This window comes from Pseudomonas aestiva (assembly GCF_039908605.1).
Classification (GTDB): Bacteria; Pseudomonadota; Gammaproteobacteria; order Pseudomonadales; family Pseudomonadaceae; genus Chryseomonas; species Chryseomonas aestiva.
In genome coordinates, this window is sequence record NZ_CP150916.1 from 1,311,335 (window position 1) to 1,332,919 (window position 21,585).

Genomic DNA, 21,585 nt, shown 5'->3' on the forward strand with positions numbered 1-21,585 from the left:
ACACCCTGGTTGCTGGAGCCCTGATGAAATCTTGCCTGACCGGACTGGGCTTGGCCCTGCTGTTGACCACTGGCGTCGCCCATGCCGAAAAGCTGCTCTTGGAGGGCACCCTGGGCCAGGCCCGAGTGGTGGTGGAGGTCGATTCCACCGCCAACGACGAAGCCTATGGCCGCTACTTCTACGACCGCTATCGCCGCGACCTGCGCCTGAGCGGTCCGGCGCAATCGGGCGACCGGCTCAAGCTGGAGGAGGGTGCGCCCTGGCAGGACGGTCCCAAGGCCAGCTGGTCACTGACGCGCGGCAAGGATGGTTCCTGGACCGGCACCTGGAGCGGTGCCGGCAAGACCCTGCCGCTCGCCCTGGCGCCGCTGCAACCGGGGCATTCCGCGGCAGCGGATCGCTATCGGCAGAAATTGCGCCAGGACGATCCCTATGAGTATCGCCGCCTGCAGGGACTCAGGCTGGAACAGGGCGAGCGCCAGACCTTCATGGGCCGGGGCCTGCGCTGGTGGCGCGAGCCGGTCTCGGGCATGCGGCTGTTCACCGTGGAGGGTGCCAGCGAGGCAGCCAATGCCGTACTGCGCGAACGCCTCTGGGCGGAGGTCGATGCCCACCTGAGCTGCATCGGCGCTGACGGCGAGCACAGCCTGGAGGTGACCCCGCAGCTGCTCAGCGAGCGGGTGCTCAGCGTCAATCTGTTCAGCCAGTACAGCTGCAGCGGCGCGGCTCACCCGGATTTCGGCAGCGCGCCCCTGACCCTGGATCTGCAGACCGGCGAGGAGCTGGCGCTGGAGGATTTTCTCTGGTTGGGCCACGGCCAGCCGATTCGTCCGCAGCCGGAGGATCGCTATTCCCAGGCCCTGGCAGACTATAGGCAACAGACCCTGGCGCCCTGGGTGATCCGGCTGTTCACCCGCCTGTATCCGCAACTGATGCAGGCGCCCGCCGACGGCGACGGCTGCGACTATCGTAGCGCCGACGTCTGGCAATTCGCGCCCTGGTACCTGACGCCCAAGGGCCTCTATCTCGGCCCGACCTTCTTCCGCGCCGCCCGCAGCTGCGACGAACCCGGCGGCACCCTGGTGCCCTACGCCGAAGTCCGCAAGCATCCGGGGCCGCTGGTGGACCTCCTGCCCCGCTGACGTAGGTTGGCGCTGAGCGCAGCGAAGCCCAACAGCGCCGCCTGCCTCGAAGGTCTGGCTGCCCAGTAGCAGCGCCATGACCAGCTAGGCGGTTCAGCTGCGCCTAACGCTGGTGCCGATCGGTGGCTTTTCCTACTTCCGCAAGAGCTTTTGCAGCCGGGCGTGCTGCCAGAGGGCGATCCTGTCGCGCAGGAAGAAGGTCTGGATGCCACGACCCAGCAACAGGATTCCCCAGATGGCGGCGACCCACAGGGACCAGTGGCTCTCAGGCGAGGTCGCGCGATTGAGCACATAGAGAAAGACACAGATGACCATGCCGCGCAGCACCTGCCAATAGAAGCCGATCTCGGCGGCGACCTGTTCACGGGCATTCGCGATTCGCTCGTCTGCAGCGGATCCCACTGCTTGAGTGGCTTGACCTGTCAGGTCGGCAACGCTGATTTCCAGAACGGCAGCCAGGGCGCTCAGGGTCTCCAGACTGGCCTGCTCGCCATTTTCGATGCGTTGCACCGTACGGGTGCTGATGCCCGCGAGTTCAGCGAGCTGCTCTTGCGACCACGCTCGGGCCAGGCGGTGTTCCTTGATTTTGTTGGGCAGTTGCATCTCGGTTTCTCCAGCGGTGGTGGACGAGCAAAAGCCTAGCCGCAAGGCCCTCTGTCCGACACGACGACAACCCGACAGCAGCCTGACAGCGAGGTGACAGGGACCTGACGGCCTCGCTGACAGGGAAGAGCGGAAGCCCGTCTCCTCACAGGGTCTTCCCTGTCCATCCACTCTACACCGGCTACACGCGGTGAAAACCGTCCAGGGATTTCCACAGCAGGTTCGGCTCCGCGGGGTAAGGCTGCGCCGTTACCCACCCTACGATCAGCCGTGAGCCCGTAGCGTGGAAAACCGCAGGGGGTTCTCCATTGGACGTTGAGTATCGGCAGCGGACAGGGCTTCGCCGCCTTCCACCCTAGTCGTCGGCGATCAGCCGCTTGCCCAGGGTGATGACCTCGGCCTCGGCATAGCCCAGGGCCGCATAGAAGCCGAGGATCGCCGCATTGTCCCGGCGCACCATCAGCTGCAGCTTGGGGCAGCCGCGATCGCTCAGAAGCTGTTCGGCGGTCGCCACCAGCCGCCGGGCATGGCCGCGGCGCTGATGCTCCGGGGCCACTGCGAGGTAGTAGAGCCAGCCGCGATGACCGTCGGTGCCGACCATGGCGCTGGCCATGAGGGTGCCGTCCACTTCGCCCACCAGGAACAACTCGGGTTGTTCGGCGAGCTTGCGCTGGATGTCGCGGTAGGGATCGTTCCAGGGGCGAGTCAGTCCGCAGGCCTGCCACAGATTGATCACGGCCTCGGTGTCAGCGGACTGGAAGGGGCGGATGTGCATGGGGCGGGATCTCCATCGCGGCCATGGCGGTGCGCCGTAGCGACCGCTCCTACAGGTTACGGTACACCCTGTAGGAGCGGCCCATGGCCGCGATCAGCTTTTCCAGCTAGAGAAAGTTCTCCGCATAGTGGCAGGCCACCTGGCGGGCTTCCACGTTGCGCAACGCCGGGACCTCGGTCTTGCACTTCTCCGTCGCATAGGGGCAGCGACGGTGGAAGACGCAACCGGGTGGCGGATCCAGCGGGTTGGGCAGTTCGCCCTGGATGCGGATGCGCGGCTTGCTCGGGTCCGGGTGCAGACTCGGGGTGGCCGACAGCAGCATCTGGGTATAGGGATGCAGGGGCCGCTCGAACAGCAGGTCGCGGCTGGTCTTTTCAACGATGCAACCCAGGTACATCACCATCACTTCATCGGCGATGTGGCGCACCACCGAGAGATTGTGGGAGATGAACACATAGGCGGTCCGGTACTGCTGCTGCAGATCCATGAACAGGTTGAGCACCTGCGCCTGGATGGACACGTCCAGCGCCGAGGTCGGCTCGTCCGCCACCAGCACCTTGGGCTGCAGCATCATGGCGCGGGCCACGGCGATGCGCTGGCGCTGGCCACCGGAGAACATGTGCGGATAGCGCTGGTAGTGCTCCGGCCGCAAACCCACCTGTTGCATCATCGCCTGTACCTTCTCGCGCCTTTCGGTGCGGGAGAGGCTGGTGTTGATCTGCAGCGGCTCGGCCAGCTGGTCGCCGATCTTGCGCCGTGGATTGAGCGAAGCATAGGGATTCTGGAACACCATCTGCACCTCGCGGCGCAGTTCCTTGCGGCGGGCGGCGTCGGCGTTGGCCACGTCCTGACCGCCGATGACCAGGCTGCCGGCGGTGGGCTGCTCGATCAGGGTCAGGGCGCGGGCCAGGTCGACTTGCCACAACCGGACTCACCCACCACGGCTAGGGTGCGCCCGGCCTGAAGGTCGAAGGAGACGCCGTTGAGCGCCTTGACCGTGGCGTTGTCCTTGAACAGGCCGCGGGAGATTTGATAGTGCTGGGTCAGGCCCTTGGCTTCGAGCACGAGGTGCTCGGGCGCCTGCTCCGGGGTGGTGGAGCGGGCGAGGACGGTGGCTTCAGACGGCGCCATGGCGATCCTCCGGCAACTGGCTGGGACGTTGATGTTCGGGCAGCACCGCAGGCGCCTCGCCCGGGGCGACGTTGCGCGGGAAGAAGCAGCGCACCGCACCACGGTCGTAGGGCTCCAGCGCCGGGCGCTCCTGGCAGCGCGGCTGCACATAGGGGCAGCGCGGGCTCAGCAGGCAGCCGGCGGGCCGGTCGTAGCGACCGGGAACGATGCCGGGCAGGGTGTGCAGGCGGTCCGTCTGGCTGTGCTCGGGAATGGCCGCCAGCAGGGCTTCGGTATAGGGGTGGGCGGGGGCGTCGAACAGGGTCGGCACCACGCCTTTCTCCACCGCCTGGCCGGCGTACATCACCACCACGCGCTGGGCGGTCTCGGCCACCACGGCGAGGTCGTGGGTGATGAGGATCAGGCCCATGCCCTCGTCGCGCTGCAGATTGACCAGCAGCTCCATGATCTGCGCCTGGATGGTCACGTCCAGGGCGGTGGTGGGTTCGTCGGCGATCAGCAGGCGCGGTTCGGCGGCGATGGCCATGGCGATGGCGACGCGCTGGCTCATGCCCCCGGACAGCTGGTGCGGATAGGCGCCGAGGCGACTGGCCGCGGCCGGGATCTCGACCTTTTCCAGCAATTCCAGGGCGCGCTGGCGAGCGGCGCGACCCTTGAGGCCCAGGTGCTGGCGGATCACCTCTTCCAGCTGGAAGCCCACGGTGTAGCTGGGGTTGAGCGCCGTCATCGGGTCCTGGAAGACCATCGACAGCTCCTTGCCGATCAGGTGCCGCCGGCGGCGGCCCTTGAGGCTGAGCAGGTCCTGGCCGTCGAAGGCCAGGCGGTCGGCGGTGATGCGGCCGGGGTGATCGATCAGGCCCATCACGGCCATCATGGTCACCGACTTGCCGGAGCCGGATTCGCCGACGATGGCGACGATCTCGCCCTGATCCACGGTGAGATCGAGGCCTTCCACCACCGGCGGGGCGTCGGTGCCACCGAAGCGCACCGAGAGGTTCTGGATTTCGAGGAGGCTCATGACTGCACCTTCAGACGCGGATCGAGGGCATCGCGCAGGCCGTCGCCCATCAGGTTGATGGCCAGCACGGTGAAGAGGATGGCGAGACCCGGCAGGGTCACCACCCACCAGGCGCGCTCGATGTAGTCGCGGGCCGAGGCCAGCATGGTGCCCCACTCGGGGGTGGGCGGCTGCACGCCGAGGCCGAGGAAGCCCAGGGCGGCGGCATCGAGGATCGCCGAGGAAAAGCTCAGGGTGGCCTGGACGATCAGCGGCGCCATGCAGTTGGGCAGCACGCTGACGAACATCAGCCGCAGGGTACCGGCGCCGGCCAGCCGCGAGGCGGTGACGTAGTCGCGATGCAGTTCGCCCATCACCGCGGCGCGGGTCAGGCGGACATAGGAGGGCAGCGAGACGATGGCGATGGCCACCACGGTGTTGATCAGGCCTGGGCCGAGAATGGCGACGATGGCCACGGCCAGCAGCAGCGAGGGCAGCGCCAGCATGATGTCCATCAGGCGCATGATCACCGGACCGGCGCGGTTGGGCGAGAAGCCGGCGACCAGCCCGAGCAGGATGCCGGGGATCAGCGAGAAGACCACCGAGGCCAGGCCGATCAGCAGCGACAGCCGGGCGCCATGGATCAGCCGGCTGAGGAGGTCACGTCCCAGCTCGTCGGTGCCCAGGGGGAACTGGCTGTTGCCACCGTCCAGCCACAGCGGCGGGGTGAGCATGAAGTCGCGGAACTGCTCGCTGGGCGCATGGGGTGCGACCCAGGGCGCGAAGAGCGCGCAGAACACCACGATGACCATGAAGATCAGCCCGCCGAGGGCGCCCTTGTTGCGGGCGAAGGCTTGCCAGAACTCCTTGAAGGGAGAGGGATAGAGGGCGCTCGGGTCTTGAGCGGCCGGGGTGTTTGCCGTTGTCATAGGCTCTGTCCGTATGGGCGCATCAACGCTGGTGGCGGATGCGCGGATTGACCAGGCCGTAGAGGATGTCCACGACGAAATTGACCAGGATGACCAGGGTGGCGATCAGCAGGATGCCGTTCTGCACCACCGGATAGTCCCGGGCGCCGATGGCCTCGATCAGCCACTTGCCGATGCCGGGCCAGGAAAAGATGGTCTCGGTGAGCACCGCACCGGAGAGCAGGCTGCCGACCTGCAGGCCGAGCACCGTCAGCACCGGGATCAGGGCGTTGCGCAGGGCGTGGACGAAGACCACCCGCCCCGGCGACAGGCCCTTGGCGCGAGCGGTGCGCACATAGTCCTCGCGCAGCACCTCGAGCATGGCCGAGCGGGTCATGCGGGCGATCACCGCCAGGGGGATGGTGCCCACCACGATGGCCGGCAGGATCAGGTGCTTGAGGGCATCGACGAAGGCGCCGGGCTCGTCGGAGAGCAGGGTGTCGATGAGCATGAAGCCGGTGCGCGGCGGGATGTCGTAGAGCAGGTCCAGGCGACCGGAAACCGGGGTCCAGCCGAGCTGCACGGAGAACAGCATGATCAGCAGCAGGCCCCACCAGAAGATCGGCATGGAATAGCCGGTCAGGGCCACGCCCATCACCCCGTGGTCCACCGTGGTGCCGCGCCTGAGGGCGGCGATGATGCCGGCCAGCACACCGAAGACCGTGGCGAACAGCATGGCCGCCACCGAGAGTTCCAGGGTGGCCGGGAACAGGGTCAGGAATTCGTCCCAGACCCCGACGCGACTGCGCAGGGATTCGCCGAGGTTGCCCTGGGCAAGGTTGCCGATGTAGTCGAAATACTGCTGGTACAGGGGCTTGTCGAGGCCCAGGCGGTGCATGGCTTCGGCGTGCATCTGCGGATCGACGCGGCGTTCGCCCATCATGACCTCCACCGGATCGCCGGGGATGAGGCGGATCAGGGCGAAGGTCAGCAGGGTGACGCCAAAGAACGTCGGTATCAGCAGCCCGAAGCGACGGGCGATGAAGGCGAGCATCGGAGGGGGTATCTCCTCTTGAGGCTGATCAAGACGGCGCGAGTACATGCCCGGCCGCGTTTTTAAGTGAGAGCCTGCTCAAAAGCTAATGAGCTTTTGATCTGACTCTCAGACCTTGTGGGTCCGGATTCATCCCTGACGAGACCATCCTGGTCCGTAACGAACGACACCTGCGGACAGCAGGCTCGTTCGGTCCTACGAATAGGTTCGAAGAGCGCTCTGGAGCAAGGCTCCAAACCCGGCAGACTACCACGTTGCCACGGGCGTCGATATCCTCGACACGGCCCGGGCTTCGCCGGTGTTCGCAGCGCGATCCCGGCCAGATGCCCGACACTGCGTGGAAGCCGCCGAGTCCCGCCATTACAGCAGGTTGAACGGCAGGGTGGAGACCAGGCGCAATTCCTTGACGTTGCCGTCGACCTGGTTCTGGCTGGCGCGGTGATCGGTCAGCAGCAGGCGGAAGCGACTGTCCTTGAACGCGCCCTGCTGCACCTTGTAGGTGGTGACCAGGCCGATCTCATGGTGCTTCTCGCCATCCTGCTGCAGGACCTCGGCATAGTTGGCGTACTTGCCGGAGCCGGCATCGTAGTGGGTGCCGTCGATGTCCCAGCCCTTGGCGTACCAGACGCCGGTGCTCAGGCCGGGCACGCCGAAGTAGCTCCAGTCGGTCTCGTAGCGGATCTGCAGCGACTTCTCGTTGGGGCCGTTGTAGTCCGAGACCAGGGAGTTGGCCAGGTAGATGGCCGCGGTCTCGTGGGCGTAGTCGAAGTACTCGTTGCCGTCGATCTGCTGGTAGGCCAGGGTCAGGCTGTGGGCCTGGTGGCTGCCGGTGAACGCCAGGCTCCAGGCGGTGTTGTCGATGTCACCAGCCTTGGCGCTGCCGGCGTCAACGGTGCGATAGGCGTTGGCCACCGCCTTCCAGGCGAAGGTATCAAGAGAACCGCCGGCCTGGGTGACGCTCAGGAAGTACTGATTCCAGACGTCCTCGAAGTTGGCGCCATAGACGCTGACTTCCCAGCCCTGGGGCAGCTTGTAGTTGCCGCCGAGAAAGCTCAGGCGGTCGGCGGTGACCTCGCGGGTACCGTACTCGGTGGTCCACTTCTCGTCGCCGGCACCGGTCCGCGGACTGACGCGGGTGAAGCTGCCACCCTGCAGCGAGAGGTTGTCCCATTCGTCGCTGGTCAGGGCGAAGCCGTCGAAACCGGAGGGGAAGGGCCGGTTGTCGTTGTAGCTGATCACCGGGGTGTCGAGCATGAAGCGGCCGATCTTGAGCTCGGTGTTGGAGACGCGGAAGCGCGCATCGGCGATGCCCAGCTTGGACCACTCGGCATGGCCCTCGCCCTCGGCGTTGGCCAGGGTGCGGTTGCCGCCGCCACCGATCTGACCCTTGCCCCGCTCCAGGTTGGTGGCCTGATAGCCGGCCACGTCGATACCGAAGCCCACCGGGCCCTGGGTGTAGCCGGAGCTGTACTTGAGCGCCGTGGCCTGGACCCAGGTATTGCGCGAGTGGGTGCGCACCCGGGTGCCGTTCTTGCTGTAGCTGAAGATCGGATCGGAGCTGGTCTCGCGGGCAAAGAAGTTGCGCGTGGTCAGGGTCAGGCTGTCATCGGCGAAAAAGCCCTTGGCGCCTGCCTGGCCCTTCACCGGCTTCTGCACGTTGGGCAGGGTCTGGACCTCGTTGGCGTAGCTGGGATCTTCCGGCGCCGGGGACTGGGCGTGGGCGGTCAGGGCCAGGGTGAGCAGGGAGAGGGCGAGGCCTCCCCGGTGGACGTTGGTCATCAGGTGTGCTCCAAAGCGGTCGTTTTTTCTGTTATCTGGGCGTTTTCCGGCACGGCCGAACCCGTCGCGCCGAAACACGGCGCGAGGCGGGAAAGGTCGAGGGGACGGGCCGCCCGGGCCCGGTCGCTTACGGCATCAGTTGCCGATCAGTCGAGGGTCACCGTGGAGAAGTCGTAGACCCCCAGCGGACTCTGCACATAGCCCTGCACCTTGGGTTGCAGGACATCGGTGAACAGCGGGTGCGCCAGCGGAATCCAGGGCATCTGCTGGTGGAAGATCTGCTGGGCCTGCTCATAGAGCGCGGTACGCTGGGCCGGGTCGTTGATGCGCTTGGCCTTTTCGATGGCGTCGTTGAAGGCCTTGTCGCACCAGAAGGCGCGGTTCTCGCCGCCCTGTACCGCGGCGCAGCTCAGGTTGTTGGTGAGGAAGTTGTCCGGATCCCCGTTGTCGCCGGTCCAGCTCATCATCATCAGGTCGTGCTCGCCGGCCTTGGTGCGCTTGACGAACTCGCCCCACTCGAACTGGGTGATCTCGGCCTTGATGCCGATCTTGGCCAGGTCGCCCTGGATCAGCTGGGCCACCAGGGCCGGACTGCCGCCGGGGCCGGTACCGGTGCTGATGTAGTACTTGAGGGTGAAGCCATCGGCGTAGCCGGCTTCCTTGAGCAGCGCCTTGGCCTTTTCCAAGTCATGGGGCCAGGGCTTGATGTCCTTGGCGTAGCCCAGCAGCGAAGAGGGATAGGGATTGATCGCCGCCTTGGCGCCGCCTTCGCCGAACACCGTCTTCAGGTAGTTCTGCTGATCGAAGGCCATGGCGATGGCCTGGCGCACCCGCACGTCGCTCAGCGCCTTGTGCTTGGTGTTCATCGCCAGGTAGGAGGTGGTCTGGCTTTCCACCTGGGCCAGCTTGAGGCTCTTGTCCTGCTTGAGCATCGGCACGTCCTGCGGTTTCACCGTCAGGCCGATCTGGCATTCGTTGTTGCGTACCCGCTGGATGCGCACATTGGGGTCCAGGGTCACCGCCAGCACCAGGCCATCCATCTGCGGCTTCTTGCCGAAGTAGTCCGGATTGACCTTGTAGCGGGTGTTGGAATCCTTGGCATAGCGCTGGAAGACGAAGGGACCGGTGCCGATGGGCTTCTGGTTGATGTCGTCGGTCTTCTTGCTGGCCAGCAGGCTGTCGGCGTATTCCTTGGACAGGATCGAACCGAAGGCCATCGCCAGGTCGGCGAGGAAGGGCGCCTCGGGCTGGTTGAGGGTGAAGCGCACGTGGCTGTCGTCCACCTTGTCAATGGACTTGATCAGGGTGCCCATCTCCATGGCCGCCGCATAGGGATAGCCGCTGGGGGAGAGGTTGTACCAGGGATTGTTCTTGTCGAGCATGCGCTCGAAGCTGAACACCACGTCGTCGGCGTTGAAATCACGCGTCGGCTTGAAGTAGTCGGTGGTGTGGAATTTCACCCCCTGGCGCAGGGTGAAGGTGTACTGCAGGCCATCGGGGGAGACCTCCCAGCTTTCGGCCAGGCCCGGCTCCAGCTCGGCGGTGCCCTGTTTGAATTCCACCAGGCGGTTGTACAGCGGCGTGGCCGAGGCGTTGAAGGTATAGCCGGAGGTGTAGCGACCCGGATCGAAGCCTTCCGGATTGGCCTCGGTGCAGACCACCAGGGGCCGGGCCAGGGCGGCATTGGCCGTCAGGCAGAGGAGGGCGGCGAGAGACAGCGAGAATAGCGGTTTGGACACGGAAGGCTCCTCGTGAAGGCCCGCAGGGCGGGCCGGACAGAATCAGCGGTCGAGGCTTACGCCATAGAAACCGGTGACGCCAAAGGGATTGATCTTGAAGCCCTGCACTTCTTTGCGCATGGGCTGGGACACCACCGAGTGGGCCATGGGGCTCACCGGCATCTGTTGACGGATGAGCTGCTGCGCCTCCTCGTAGAGCCGGGTGCGTTCGGCGCGATCGTTGCTGGTCTTGGCCTTCTGGATAAGGGCGTCGTAGTCCTTGTCGCACCAGCGCGCATAGTTGCTGCCGCCGATGGCGCTGCAGCCGTAGAGCACGCCCAGCCAGTTGTCCGGATCGCCGTTGTCGCCGGTCCAGCCATAGGTCAGCACATCGTGTTCGCCCGCCTTGGCGCGCTTGATGTACTCGCCCCATTCGTAGCTGACGATCTTGGCCTTGATGCCGACCTTGGCCCAATCCTGCTGGATCATCTGCGCCGACTGGCGGGCGTTGGGATTGGAGGCGCGCTGCACCGTCATGGCCCAGAGCGCGATCTCGGTGCCGTCCTTGATTCCCGCCTGCTTGAGCAGCGCGCGGGCCTTGGTCGGATCATAGGGCGCGCCCTTGATATTCTTGTCGTAGGACCACTGGTTCGGCGGGATCACGTTCTGCGCGACCTGACCGGCGCCCTGGAACACGGTGTCGACGATGGCCTGCTTGTTGATGGCCATGTCCAGGGCACGCCGCACCTCGGGCTTGTCCAGCGGCGGGTGCTGGACGTTGTAGGCGAGAAAGCCGACGTTGAAGCCCGGCTGCTGCAGGACCTTGAGGTTGGCATCCTGCTTCATCTCCACTAGGTCCGCCGGACGCGCATAGCCGCTGACCTGGCACTCGTTGGCCTTGAGCTTCTGCAGGCGGGTGGCGGCGTCGGGGGTGATGGCGAAGATCAGGTTGTCGAGCTTGACGTCCTCGGGCTTCCAGTAGTCCGGATTGCCCTTGAAGCGGATCACCGCATCCTTCTGGTAGCGGCTGAAGACGAAGGGGCCGGTGCCGATGGGCTGCTGGTTGAGCAGTTCGGGCTTACCCTCCTTGAGCAACTGCGCGGCGTACTCCGCCGACTGGATGGAGGCGAAGCTCATGGCCAGGTCGGCGGCGAAGGCGGCATCGACCTTGTTCAGGGTGAAGACCACGGTGTGGTCGTCGACCTTGGCCACCTTGGCGATGTTCTGGTCCAGCCCCATGTCGGTGAAGTAGGGGAATTCCGTGGGGTAGGCCTTACGGAACGGCTGCTCCTTGTCGAGCATGCGCTGGAAGGTGAAGACCACGTCGTCGGCAGTGAAGTCGCGGGTGGGCTTGAAGTAGTCGGTGGTATGGAATTTCACGCCCTGGCGCAGGTGGAAGGTATAGGTCTTGCCATCCGCGCTCACGTCCCATTTGGTAGCCAGGCCCGGCTCCAGGGTGGTACCGCCACGCTGGAACTGCACCAAGCGGTTGAAGACCGTTTCGGCCGAGGCATCGAATTCGGTGCCCGAGGTGTATTGCGCCGGATCGAAACCGGCCGGGCTGGCTTCCGAGCAATAGACGAGATTGCTCGCCGCCTGGGCGAGCGGAGCACAGGCGAGCAGGCTCGCCGCCAGCAACGAGTAGGCGTAGGGAAGGCGCATGGGTCTCACTCCATCAGTCAAATGAACGGCCAGGGCCGGGAGTCTGGCTCCCGACCCTGGCCAAGAGGCTTCACTTGCTGACGCTGACGCCGTAGAACTCGTTCAACCCGAAGGGGCTGATCTTGTAGTCCTGGACTTCCTTGCGCATCGGCATGTAGACCGTGGAATGCGCGATGGGCGTCATGGGTACCTGCTGCTTGAGCACCTGCTGGGCCTGTTCGTAGAGCTTGGTGCGCTCGCCCTGGTCGGTCACGCGCTTGGCCTTGACCACCAGGTCCTCGAACGGCTGGTAGCACCAGCGGGAGAAGTTGTTGCCACCGATGGCCTTGCAGCCGAAGAGGGTCGCCAGCCAGTTGTCCGGGTCGCCGTTGTCTCCGCTCCAGCCGATCAGCATGATGTCCTGCTCGCCGCTCTTGGAGCGCTTGATGTACTCGCCCCATTCGTAGCTGACGATCTTGGTCTTGACGCCAATCTTGGCCCAGTCCTGCTGCAGCATCTCTGCCATCAGGCGCGCATTGGGATTATAGGGACGCTGCACCGGCATGGCCCAGAGGGTAAGTTCGGTGCCTTCCTTGAAGCCGGCTTCCTTGAGCAGGGCCTTGGCCTTTTCCGGATCGTAGGGCGCGTCCTTGATGGACTTGTCGTAGGACCACTGGGTCGGCGGCATGGCGTTGACCGCCACCTGGCCGGCGCCTTGGTAGACGGCGTTGATGATGGCCTCCTTGTTGACGGCCATGTCCATCGCCTGGCGCACCTTGAGCTTCGCCAGATCGCCATGTTCGACGTTGTAGGAGATGTAGCCCAGGTTGAAGCCCGGCTGCGACGGCAGCTTGAGATTCGGGTCCTTCTTCAGGCCGTCCAGGTCCGCCGGACGCGGATAGACGGTGATCTGGCACTCGTTGGCCTTGAGCTTCTGCATCCGTACCGAAGGATCGGTGTTGATGGAGAAGATCAGGTTGTCCACCTTGGGCCCATCGACCTTGTCCCAGTAGTCCGGGTTGGCCTTGTAGCGGATCACCGCATCCTTCTGGTAGCGGCTGAAGACGAAGGGACCGGTGCCGATCGGCTTCTGGTTGATCTCGGCAGCCTTGCCGGCCTTGAGCAGCTTGTCGGCGTATTCGGCCGACTGGATCGACGGGAAGGGCATCGCCAGGTTCTGCAGGAAGGCGGCGTCCACTTCGTTGAGGGTCATGCGCACCGTGTAGTCGTCGACCTTTTCCACCTTGGCGATGTTCTGGTCGAGGCCCATGTCGGTGAAGTAGGGGAATTCGGTGGGGTAGGCCTTACGGAACGGATTGTCCTTGTCCAGCATGCGCTGGAAGGTGAAGAGGACGTCATCGGCATCGAAGTCGCGGGTCGGCTTGAAGTAGTCCGTGGTGTGGAATTTCACGCCCTTGCGTAGGTGGAAGGTGTACACCTTGCCGTCTTCGCTGATGTCCCAGCTCTCTGCCAGACCCGGCTTGACCTGGGTACCGCCGCGCTCGAACTGGGTCAGCTTGTTGAAGATGGTTTCCGCCGACGCATCGAAATCGGTGCCAGTGGTGTATTGCGCCGGATCGAAACCGGCCGGGCTGCCTTCGGAGCAGAACACCAGGTTGGTTGCCTGGGCCAGGGGTGCGCCGGCCAGCAGACCGGAAGCGAAGAGGGCAGCGAGTACGTTCTTGTGCATGGAGACCTCATGTCGGGGACGGCGCAACACGATGTGGCGTTGCGAAACAGAATGCCGATGTCTTGTGGACAGATGAGCCCACATGCACAGCTTATGCCCATGTCCATAGCTCAGGCGAGCTATTGACCCTGAGCGACCCAAACAGGAAACAGATGTCGCAAAGATGTAAGACGAGGTATCACGACGGGAAGGCAGTGCGCACCAAAAGTGCGCACCGAAACAGCGTTGTTACTTTTCTGCCCTAGATCAGGGCATCTGTACCTCGATGGTACCGCCCGCAGTCACTTCGACGGTGGTGGTACCGGGGGCAACGTCCGGAGTCACGGCATCGCTGGCGGCTTTCATCGCCGACATGCGCAGCATCGGCAGCGGCTGGGGTACGCCACTGGTGCCCAGGTCCAGGTTGACGATGCGATAGCCCGAGCCACCCAGGGCTTCGGTGGCCAGCTGGGCACGCGCCTTGAAGGCGGCCACGGCGTCCTTGAACAGGGCATCCTCCTGCTGCTTGCGGGTGCCATCGGCAATGGTGAATTGCAGGTTGCCCATCTTCAGGTTGCCCAGCAACTCGCCGGTCAGCTTGGACAGGGCAGCGAAGTCGGCGCTTTCCAGACGCAGTTCGCCGCGCTCGCGCCAGGCATTGATGGCGCGGCCCTGGTCTTCGTAGACCGGGTAGGTGTTGCGATTGCCCAGGGAAACGTCCACGCCGGCGACCTTGCGCGCCTGTTCCAGGGCGGCGTTGAGGGTCTTGGTGGTGTCGCTGGCCAGGGCCGCCGGATCCTGGCCCTGGCTTTCGGTGTAGAGCATGACCTGCATGCGGTCGCGCGGCACCTCACGACTGACCTCGGCCCTCAGGCTGATCTGGTTGTAGCGCGCTTCGTCAGCCTGGGCGCCGGTGGCGAGCAGGGCGCTGAACAGGGCGGCGCCCAGCACGAGCGGGCGTAGGGAAGGGGTCATGGTGTTCTCCTGATTGGCAGTACGACAGCGGTGTGACCGCGGACCTGGCGGATGGTGCGTCGCTTTGCCGCGTCGGCGGCTGCGGGCGGATACCCATCGCTATAATGCCAAGTCTGCTCTGACCGGCAGGTCCCTCGGGGCTGCCGTCTCGATCGTTTCTTGCGCCTGGAACCTCGCATGTTCTCCTTGCCCGTTCAATGGTTGTCTGCCAATCGCCAGAATCTCGGGCGCCTGGTCCTTATCCGCGTGCTGGTGCTGGCCGCCCAGGCCGGCTCGGTGGGTATCGCCCGGCTGTCGGGCATCGTCCAGCTGCCCTGGACGGCCCTGGCCATCACCCTGGGCGTCTCGGCGGTGCTCTGCCTGTTCGCCGCCCTGCGGCTGACCCGCCCCTGGCCGGTCACCGAGCAGGAGTACGCCGCGCACCTGGGTTGCGACCTGGCCATTCACAGCGCGCTGCTGTATTTCGCCGGCGGACCCACCAACCCCTTCGCCTCCTATTACCTGGTGCCCCTGACCATCGCCGCGGCCACGCTGCCCTGGCTCTATACCCTGGTGCTGGCGGCCCTGACCCTGGCGGTCTTCTCGCTGATGCTGCTGTCCTACGAGCCGCTGCACCTGCTGGTGGCCAACGATGGCGCGGTGCTCAGCTACGGCATGTGGCTGAGCTTCGCCCTGTCCGCCGCCGTCATCACCCTGTTCGTCGCGCGCATGGCCACCGCCCTGCGCGAACAGGAGAATCTGCAGGCCCAGCGCCGCGAACAGGCCATGCGCGACCAGCAACTGCTGGCCGTGGCCACCCAGGCCGCCGGTGCCGCCCACGAATTGAGCACGCCGCTGTCCACCATGAGCGTGCTGCTCAAGGAGCTGCAGCAGGAATACGGTAATCAGGCGACCTTGAGCGAAGACCTCGCGCTGTTGCAGGCCCAGGTCGGCCAGTGCAAGCAGACCCTGCAGCAACTGGTGCGCGCCGCCGAAGCCGACCGCCGCCAGACGGTGCAGGAGCAGACCGCCGTGGAGTGGCTGGAAGCGACCATGGATCGCTGGCACCTGATGCGCCCGGAAGCCACCTACAGCTTCGAGGTGGTCAGTCTGGGCACACCGCCGCGCCTGACGCCGCCGGTAGAACTTACCCAGGCACTGCTGAATCTACTCAACAACGCCGCCGACGCCTGCCCGGAAAACCTGGCCATCCGTCTGCACTGGGATGCTCGCGAACTGTGCCTGTCGATCCGCGATCATGGCGCCGGAGTGCCCCTGGCCATCGCCGAGCAGCTCGGCAAGCCCTTCTTCACCACCAAGGGCAAGGGCTTCGGCCTGGGCCTGTTTCTCAGCCAGGCCAGCGTCACCCGCGCCGGCGGCACGGTGAAGCTCTACAATCACGAAGAAGGCGGCACCCTGACCGAACTGCGCCTGCCGCGGCACTACGCCCTGGCGTGAATGCCTGGAGAATTCTATGACTGACGACCTCAACAGCGGTTTCGACGACCAGCCCCACATCCTGCTGGTCGACGACGATCCCACCTTTACCCGGGTGATGGCCCGCGCCATGGACCGCCGCGGTCTGCGCGTGTCCATCGCCGACAGCGCCGAGGAAGGCCTGCAACTGGCCAAGGAAGACCTGCCGGACTACGCCGTGCTCGACCTGAAGATGGAAGGCGATTCGGGGCTGGTGCTGCTGCCCCAGCTGCTGGAGCTGCATCCGGAGATGCGCGTGGTGATCCTCACCGGCTATTCCAGCATCGCCACCGCGGTGGAAGCCATCAAGCGCGGCGCCACCAACTACCTGTGCAAGCCGGCCGATGCCGACGACGTCCTGGCCGGCCTGCTCGCCCAGCACGCCGATCTGGATACCCTGGTGCCGGACAATCCCATGTCGGTGGACCGCCTGCAGTGGGAGCACATCCAGCGGGTGCTGTCCGAGCACGAAGGCAACATCTCGGCGACCGCACGCGCCCTGGGCATGCATCGCCGCACCCTGCAGCGCAAGTTGCAGAAGCGTCCGGTCCGCCGCTGAGAACCTATTCAAAGTCGGCTGCGCATCGGCCAATCAGCGTTGAAAAGACCTTCGGAATGCTCATTTACCACTCGTAAACCCGAGCGCGGGTCCGATCCGCTTCCTCAGGTCTTTTTGCCTTGTTTCGCTTTAGCTCGCGCAACTTTGAACAGGCTCTTTCTGCTCGCCATCGCCCACGACCTTCGTGGGCGACAAACTGTTACATTGTTTCAGTCAGAATTCGTTCAGGCTTTCCGGCATAGGCTGTGCAGGCGTCTCCTTGAGCAGTCCCTGAGAGTCCGAGCATGTCCGAATCCGCCGTACCCGTGCCCTCCGTCTACGGGGCTTCCCGTGGACATTTCCTGGCCCGCGTCTGGGCCCTGATCACCCCCTACTGGCGCAGCGAAGAGAAAGGCAAGGCCTGGCTCCTGCTGTCCGTGGTCATCGCCCTGTCCCTGGCCGGGGTCGGCCTGTCGGTGGCCCTGAACACCTGGTACCGCTACTTCTACGATGCCCTGCAGAATCGCGATCTGGCCGCCTTCATCCGGCTGATGCTGTATTTCTGCGGGCTGGCCGCCACCGCCATCCTGCTGGCGGTGTACCGCCTCTATCTGACCCAGGCGCTGACCATCAACTGGCGGCGCTGGCTGACCGAAAAGCACTTCGGCCTCTGGCTGTCCGATCGCAACTACTACCAGCTGGAACGCGAAGGCGGCGCCGACAACCCCGACCAGCGCCTCACCGAAGACATCCGCGACTTCGCCGACACCACCCTGAGCCTGGGGCTGGGCTTCATCCGTACGGTGGTCAGCCTGGTGTCCTTCAGCGTCATCCTGTTCGGTATCTCCGGCGACATCACGCTGTTCGGCATCACCATCCCGGCCTATATGTTCTGGGCGGCGCTGATCTACGCCACCATCGGCACCTGGCTGACCCATCTGATCGGCCGGCGGCTGATCGGTCTCTACAACCAGCAGCAACGCTATGAGGCCGACCTGCGCTTCGGCCTGATCCGTGTGCGCGAGAAGGCCGAGAGCGTGGCGCTGTTCCGCGGCGAAGCCAACGAGCACCGGCGCCTGCTGGACCGCTTCGGCTACGTCTGGGGCAATTATCACCTGGTGATGAACTACACCAAGCGGCTGACCTTCTTCACCGCCGGCTACAGCCAGATCGCCATCATCGCCGGCTTCGTGCTGGCGGCGCCGCGCTATTTCTCCGGCAAGATCCAGCTGGGCGACCTGATGCAGATCAACTCGGCCTTCGGCAACGTCCAGGAGAGTCTCAGCTGGTTCGTCGACGCCTATGTCAGCCTGGCCGGCTGGCGCGCCGTCTCCGACCGTCTGCTGACCTTTCGCGAGACCATGGCCGAATTCAGCCAGGAGACCGATATCCTGGTGCCCCATGCCAGCGACAACGACCTGATCCTGGAAGGGCTTTCCCTGGGTGCCGCCGGTCGCTTGCTGCTGCATCCCACCGATCTGCGCATCGCCCGTGGCGAACACCTGCTGATCGAAGGTGCCTCGGGCAGTGGCAAGAGCACCCTGTTGCGCGCCCTCGCCGGACTCTGGCGGCAAGGGCAGGGTGGTATCGCCGTACCGCCGGGTCGCCAGCTGTTCCTGCCGCAGCAACCCTATCTGCCCATTGGCACCCTGCGCGAAGCCCTGGCCTATCCGCAACCCGTGGCGGCCTACAGCGACGAGCGCCTGACCGAAGTCCTGCGGCACTGTCGTCTGGACCAGCTGGTGGAGCACCTCGACGAAAGCCGTCATTGGGAACGTACCCTGTCGCCGGGCGAGCAGCAGCGCGTCGCCCTGGCCCGGGCGCTGCTCTATGCCCCCGACTGGCTGTTTCTCGACGAAGCCAGTTCGGCGCTGAGCGAAGCGGACGAGCGCGCGCTCTATGAGCGCCTGCTGGCAGAGAACCCCGGCCTGACCCTGGTCAGCGTCGGCCATCGTCCGAGTCTGCGCGCCTACCACCGTCGCCACCTGCTGCTGGAGGGGCAAGAGTTGCGTCCTAGAGCGGTCGGCGAGGCATCCTGATATGGACTAAGCGGTCTAAATCGGGCGTTTGGGAAGAGGGGGGTGCTATGATTCCAGAGTCCCTTCAATCGGTACGAGAATCCATGTCAGCACCCACCGTATCCCGCCCCCGAAAAAGACCCCGTAGCCTGGCAGAAGAGGTCGTCGGGGTGCTGATTCAGCAGATCGGCGACGGCCAGTTCCAGCCCGGCGACAAGCTTCCCACCGAGTCGGCCATCATGCAGGCCCAGGGCGTGAGCCGCACCGTGGTGCGCGAGGCCATTTCCCGACTGCAGGCCGGTGGCTATGTGGAGACTCGCCACGGCATCGGCACCTTCGTGCTGGAGCGGCGCCCCGAGTCGCCGCTGCCGATCGATCCGGCCACCATCACCACCCTCAAGGACGTGCTGGCGATGCTCGAGTTGCGTATCAGCCTGGAAGTCGAGGCCGCCGGCCTGGCAGCCCAGCGCCGCTCGGCCGAGCAACTGCAGGCCATGTGGGCGTTGCTGGAAGCCATGCGTACCGGCGTCGAGCAGCCCGATCGTGCGGTGAGCGCCGACCTGGAGCTGCATCTGCTGATCGCCAGCTCGACCGGCAATCGCTATTTCAGCGACATCATGAGCTACCTGGGCACGGTGCTGATTCCCCGGACCCGCCTCAATTCCGCCTATCTCGCCCACGATGACCAGCAGCTCTATCAGCGTCGTCTGGATGCCGAGCACGAAGCCATCCTCCAGGCCATCGAAGACGGCAACCTAGAAGCGGCTCGCGCCGCCATGCGTCTGCACCTGAGCAACAGCCGCGAGCGCCTGAGACGCGCTCACGAAGAAATGGAGCGCCAGGCGGAAGAGGTCTGAAACGGGGCTCCAGCGCGCTGAAGAGCATTTTTCTGGTTGGGGCTTGCCCCTTCCATAAAAGAGGTTGTACGATGACTTACAACAGGTAGCGGACCTGCCGCACCTCAGTCCAACCTATGCCGAGGCACTCAAGATGACTCCACAAGAACTCAAACACGTCCTCTCTTCCGGTCTGCTGTCCTTCCCGCTGACCGACTTCGATGCCAACGGCGACTTCCGCCCCGATACCTATGCCAAGCGCCTGGAGTGGCTGGCTCCCTATGGCGCGACCGCGCTGTTCGCCGCCGGCGGCACCGGTGAATTCTTCTCGCTGGAAGCCAGCGAATACAGCGGCGTCATCAAGACCGCGGTGGACACCTGCCAGGGCAGCGTGCCGATCCTCGCCGGTGTCGGTGGCTCTACCCGCCAGGCCATCGCCTATGCCCAGGAAGCCGAACGGCTGGGCGCCAAGGGCCTGCTGCTGCTGCCGCACTACCTGACCGAAGCCAGCCAGGACGGCGTGGCCGCCCATGTCGAAGCCGTCTGCAAGTCGGTCAAGATCGGCGTGGTGGTCTACAATCGCAACGTCTGCCGCCTGCAGCCCCATCACCTGGAGCAACTGGCCGAGCGCTGCCCGAACCTGATCGGCTACAAGGACGGCCTGGGTGACATCGAGCTGATGGTCGCCATCCGCCGTCGCCTGGGCGATCGCTTCAGCTACCTGGGCGGCCTGCCCACCGCCGAAGTCTATGCCGCCGCCTACAAGGCGCTGGGCGTACCGGTCTATTCCTCGGCCGTGTTCAACTTCGTGCCCAAGACCGCCGTGCAATTCTACGAGGCCATCGCCCGTGACGATCACGAGGCGGTCGGCAAGCTGATTGACGACTTCTTCCTGCCGTACCTGGAAATCCGCAACCGTTGCGCCGGCTACGCCGTCAGCATCGTCAAGGCGGGCGCCAAGATCGCCGGCTACGACGCCGGTCCCGTGCGGACCCCGCTGACCGATCTCAAGCGGGACGAATACGAGCAGCTGGCCGCGCTGATGGACAAGCTCGGTCCGCAGTAAGGTTTGCTACCCGGGAGGTGCTCCGGCATCTCTCCTCCCGTTGCACAACCCGCGGCCAGTCGCTTGGTCGCGGGCTTTTTTTTGCCCGCTCGCCGGGGTTGGCAGACCTTCGGCAGCACGCGGCGAAAGGCGATCGGCTTAAGCTATTGCTAAGGACCGGGTGCGAGTCTGAGCAGACCAGCGCGCCTGAGCGTGAAGCCGGGCAGGGTGGCGCTCCAGCCCTTTCCTGAGCAACGCTTCGCTTGGAGGTCCCCGCCATGAGCGCCGCCCTGCTGTATCTCGCCCTGGCTGCAGCCCCCGGACACACGACCTGCCTGGCGGCAAGACCGCCCTCGGCCGCGGCGCTGGCGCAGGCGGTCAGTCATCCTCCCGCGGCCGGACCCCAGGCGCTGCCGGTCATCCACACCGCAGGGACGCTGCCGCATACCGGCATGCACGACCAGTCCGCCGCGGCGGTACGGGATTTCGGCTACATGCTCGATCTGGCGCTGGCCTGGCGGGACAGTCGCGATGCCGCGGCCCTGGCGCGCCTGGCCAGCTATCTCGATGCCTGGCTGCCAGGGTATCGGCCCAGCTTCCAGCCCATCGACGAGACCAATCTGAGCAATCTCATCGTCGCCTATCAGCTGACCGCGGCAGACCTGCCCGCCGCGACGGCCCGGCGTTCCCGCGCCTTCATCAAGACCCTGGCCGAGGGTTATCTGCAGCAGATGGCGGCGCATCGGGGGGATGCCCACGGAGTCTGGAGCAACAACTGGCAGAGTCACAGGATCAAGCTGGCGACCCTGGCCGCCGGCGCGCTGGACGATCCGGCGCTGTTCGCCCGGGCGCGGGCGGCCTTCGTGGCGCAGCTGTCGGTCAATCTCAAGCCCGATGGCGAGGTGCTGGACTTCGGCGAGCGCGATGCCCTGCACTATGTCGTCTACGACCTCGAACCCCTGGTGCTGGCGGCGGCGGTGGCCCAGGGGCGCGGCGAGGACTGGCTGCACGTGCCGGGCGCTGAAGGCCAGACCCTGGCCAGGGCGCTCGACTGGCTGCTGCCCTATGCGCAAGGTCAGCGCAGCCACGAGGAGTTCCGCAATACGACGGTACGCTTCGATGTGCAGCGTGCCCAGGCCGGGCTGCCCGGCTATGCAGGCACCTGGCAGCCCCAGGGCGCCAGAAACCTGTACTGGTCGGCCAGTCTGCTCGATCCGCGCTATGCGTCCATCGCCCGCCAGCTCGCTGCGGCACCGCCGCGGATGCTGTGGGCCTATGCCCCGGCCTGTCAGGGCTAGCGC

At 65.3% G+C, this 21,585-nt stretch carries 17 protein-coding genes and 1 pseudogene; 7 read left to right on the forward strand and 11 right to left on the reverse strand.

Annotation, left to right across the window (positions count from 1 at the left end):
* Window positions 1-23 precede the first annotated feature (23 nt).
* On the forward strand, window positions 24-1,142 hold the full coding sequence (locus AABM56_RS06045; protein WP_133859872.1) for a hypothetical protein: 1,119 nt from the start codon (window positions 24-26) through the stop codon (window positions 1,140-1,142).
* A 132-nt stretch (window positions 1,143-1,274) separates the two neighbouring features.
* Here the strand turns inward: AABM56_RS06045 and AABM56_RS06050 are convergent, their stop codons facing one another.
* The 11 genes and pseudogenes from AABM56_RS06050 to AABM56_RS06100 form a co-directional block, all read right to left on the reverse strand.
* Window positions 1,275-1,745 (reverse strand): helix-turn-helix domain-containing protein, encoded by a 471-nt coding sequence (locus AABM56_RS06050; protein WP_133859871.1) that lies wholly within the window; start codon window positions 1,743-1,745, stop codon window positions 1,275-1,277.
* Window positions 1,746-2,100: 355 nt separating this feature from the next.
* Window positions 2,101-2,520 (reverse strand): GNAT family acetyltransferase, encoded by a 420-nt coding sequence (locus AABM56_RS06055; protein WP_133859870.1) that lies wholly within the window; start codon window positions 2,518-2,520, stop codon window positions 2,101-2,103.
* A 106-nt stretch (window positions 2,521-2,626) separates the two neighbouring features.
* Window positions 2,627-3,651 (reverse strand): annotated as a pseudogene (locus AABM56_RS06060) (peptide ABC transporter ATP-binding protein).
* Window positions 3,638-4,669 carry an ABC transporter ATP-binding protein gene (locus AABM56_RS06065; protein ID WP_133859868.1) on the reverse strand — a complete coding sequence of 344 codons (1,032 nt, stop codon included), beginning with the start codon at window positions 4,667-4,669 and terminating at the stop codon, window positions 3,638-3,640. The pseudogene AABM56_RS06060 and the gene AABM56_RS06065 overlap by 14 nt, the downstream one beginning before the upstream one ends.
* Complete coding sequence (locus AABM56_RS06070; RefSeq protein WP_347883909.1) at window positions 4,666-5,577, reverse strand: ABC transporter permease subunit; 912 nt, start codon at window positions 5,575-5,577, stop codon at window positions 4,666-4,668. The genes AABM56_RS06065 and AABM56_RS06070 overlap by 4 nt, the downstream gene beginning before the upstream one ends.
* Before the next feature lie 22 nt (window positions 5,578-5,599).
* The gene (locus AABM56_RS06075; protein WP_133859866.1) at window positions 5,600-6,610 is read right to left on the reverse strand and encodes an ABC transporter permease subunit; all 1,011 of its coding nucleotides are present in this window, start codon (window positions 6,608-6,610) and stop codon (window positions 5,600-5,602) included.
* Between the two features lie 360 nt (window positions 6,611-6,970).
* Window positions 6,971-8,389, reverse strand: a complete 1,419-nt coding sequence (locus tag AABM56_RS06080) for an OprD family outer membrane porin (RefSeq protein WP_133859865.1) — start codon at window positions 8,387-8,389, stop codon at window positions 6,971-6,973.
* A gap of 146 nt (window positions 8,390-8,535) precedes the next feature.
* The gene (locus AABM56_RS06085) at window positions 8,536-10,128 is read right to left on the reverse strand and encodes an ABC transporter substrate-binding protein (protein ID WP_133859864.1); all 1,593 of its coding nucleotides are present in this window, start codon (window positions 10,126-10,128) and stop codon (window positions 8,536-8,538) included.
* A gap of 42 nt (window positions 10,129-10,170) precedes the next feature.
* Window positions 10,171-11,769, reverse strand: a complete 1,599-nt coding sequence (locus tag AABM56_RS06090; protein ID WP_133859863.1) for an ABC transporter substrate-binding protein — start codon at window positions 11,767-11,769, stop codon at window positions 10,171-10,173.
* Window positions 11,770-11,839: 70 nt separating this feature from the next.
* Window positions 11,840-13,438 carry an ABC transporter substrate-binding protein gene (locus AABM56_RS06095; protein ID WP_347883910.1) on the reverse strand — a complete coding sequence of 533 codons (1,599 nt, stop codon included), beginning with the start codon at window positions 13,436-13,438 and terminating at the stop codon, window positions 11,840-11,842.
* A gap of 246 nt (window positions 13,439-13,684) precedes the next feature.
* Entirely contained in the window at window positions 13,685-14,392 is a 708-nt protein-coding gene (locus AABM56_RS06100) for an SIMPL domain-containing protein (RefSeq protein WP_133859862.1), read from the reverse strand.
* A gap of 177 nt (window positions 14,393-14,569) precedes the next feature.
* On the opposite strand from AABM56_RS06100, the gene AABM56_RS06105 reads away from it, so the two are divergent.
* From AABM56_RS06105 to AABM56_RS06130, 6 genes are all read left to right on the forward strand, one after another.
* Window positions 14,570-15,829, forward strand: coding sequence for an ATP-binding protein (locus AABM56_RS06105; RefSeq protein ID WP_133859861.1), 1,260 nt, complete (start codon window positions 14,570-14,572; stop codon window positions 15,827-15,829).
* A gap of 16 nt (window positions 15,830-15,845) precedes the next feature.
* Complete coding sequence (locus tag AABM56_RS06110; protein ID WP_007159542.1) at window positions 15,846-16,406, forward strand: response regulator transcription factor; 561 nt, start codon at window positions 15,846-15,848, stop codon at window positions 16,404-16,406.
* Between the two features lie 284 nt (window positions 16,407-16,690).
* On the forward strand, window positions 16,691-18,424 hold the full coding sequence (locus AABM56_RS06115; protein WP_133859860.1) for an ABC transporter ATP-binding protein/permease: 1,734 nt from the start codon (window positions 16,691-16,693) through the stop codon (window positions 18,422-18,424).
* An 83-nt stretch (window positions 18,425-18,507) separates the two neighbouring features.
* Window positions 18,508-19,260: a FadR/GntR family transcriptional regulator gene (locus AABM56_RS06120; RefSeq protein ID WP_178083873.1), complete on the forward strand. Its 753-nt coding sequence runs from the start codon at window positions 18,508-18,510 to the stop codon at window positions 19,258-19,260.
* A gap of 133 nt (window positions 19,261-19,393) precedes the next feature.
* Window positions 19,394-20,305: a 5-dehydro-4-deoxyglucarate dehydratase gene (gene kdgD, locus AABM56_RS06125; RefSeq protein WP_133859859.1), complete on the forward strand. Its 912-nt coding sequence runs from the start codon at window positions 19,394-19,396 to the stop codon at window positions 20,303-20,305.
* Window positions 20,306-20,562: 257 nt separating this feature from the next.
* Entirely contained in the window at window positions 20,563-21,582 is a 1,020-nt protein-coding gene (locus tag AABM56_RS06130) for an alginate lyase family protein (RefSeq protein WP_133859858.1), read from the forward strand.
* Window positions 21,583-21,585 lie beyond the last annotated feature (3 nt).

Coding starts and splice junctions, on each gene's coding strand:
- AABM56_RS06045 (WP_133859872.1), top strand. CDS start 24: ATGAAATCTTGCCTGACCGGACTGGGCTTGGCCCTGCTGTTGACCACT.
- AABM56_RS06050 (WP_133859871.1), bottom strand. CDS start 1,745: ATGCAACTGCCCAACAAAATCAAGGAACACCGCCTGGCCCGAGCGTGG.
- AABM56_RS06055 (WP_133859870.1), bottom strand. CDS start 2,520: ATGCACATCCGCCCCTTCCAGTCCGCTGACACCGAGGCCGTGATCAAT.
- AABM56_RS06065 (WP_133859868.1), bottom strand. CDS start 4,669: ATGAGCCTCCTCGAAATCCAGAACCTCTCGGTGCGCTTCGGTGGCACC.
- AABM56_RS06070 (WP_347883909.1), bottom strand. CDS start 5,577: ATGACAACGGCAAACACCCCGGCCGCTCAAGACCCGAGCGCCCTCTAT.
- AABM56_RS06075 (WP_133859866.1), bottom strand. CDS start 6,610: ATGCTCGCCTTCATCGCCCGTCGCTTCGGGCTGCTGATACCGACGTTC.
- AABM56_RS06080 (WP_133859865.1), bottom strand. CDS start 8,389: ATGACCAACGTCCACCGGGGAGGCCTCGCCCTCTCCCTGCTCACCCTG.
- AABM56_RS06090 (WP_133859863.1), bottom strand. CDS start 11,769: ATGCGCCTTCCCTACGCCTACTCGTTGCTGGCGGCGAGCCTGCTCGCC.
- AABM56_RS06095 (WP_347883910.1), bottom strand. CDS start 13,438: ATGCACAAGAACGTACTCGCTGCCCTCTTCGCTTCCGGTCTGCTGGCC.
- AABM56_RS06100 (WP_133859862.1), bottom strand. CDS start 14,392: ATGACCCCTTCCCTACGCCCGCTCGTGCTGGGCGCCGCCCTGTTCAGC.
- AABM56_RS06105 (WP_133859861.1), top strand. CDS start 14,570: ATGTTCTCCTTGCCCGTTCAATGGTTGTCTGCCAATCGCCAGAATCTC.
- AABM56_RS06110 (WP_007159542.1), top strand. CDS start 15,846: ATGACTGACGACCTCAACAGCGGTTTCGACGACCAGCCCCACATCCTG.
- AABM56_RS06115 (WP_133859860.1), top strand. CDS start 16,691: ATGTCCGAATCCGCCGTACCCGTGCCCTCCGTCTACGGGGCTTCCCGT.
- AABM56_RS06120 (WP_178083873.1), top strand. CDS start 18,508: ATGTCAGCACCCACCGTATCCCGCCCCCGAAAAAGACCCCGTAGCCTG.
- kdgD (WP_133859859.1), top strand. CDS start 19,394: ATGACTCCACAAGAACTCAAACACGTCCTCTCTTCCGGTCTGCTGTCC.
- AABM56_RS06130 (WP_133859858.1), top strand. CDS start 20,563: ATGAGCGCCGCCCTGCTGTATCTCGCCCTGGCTGCAGCCCCCGGACAC.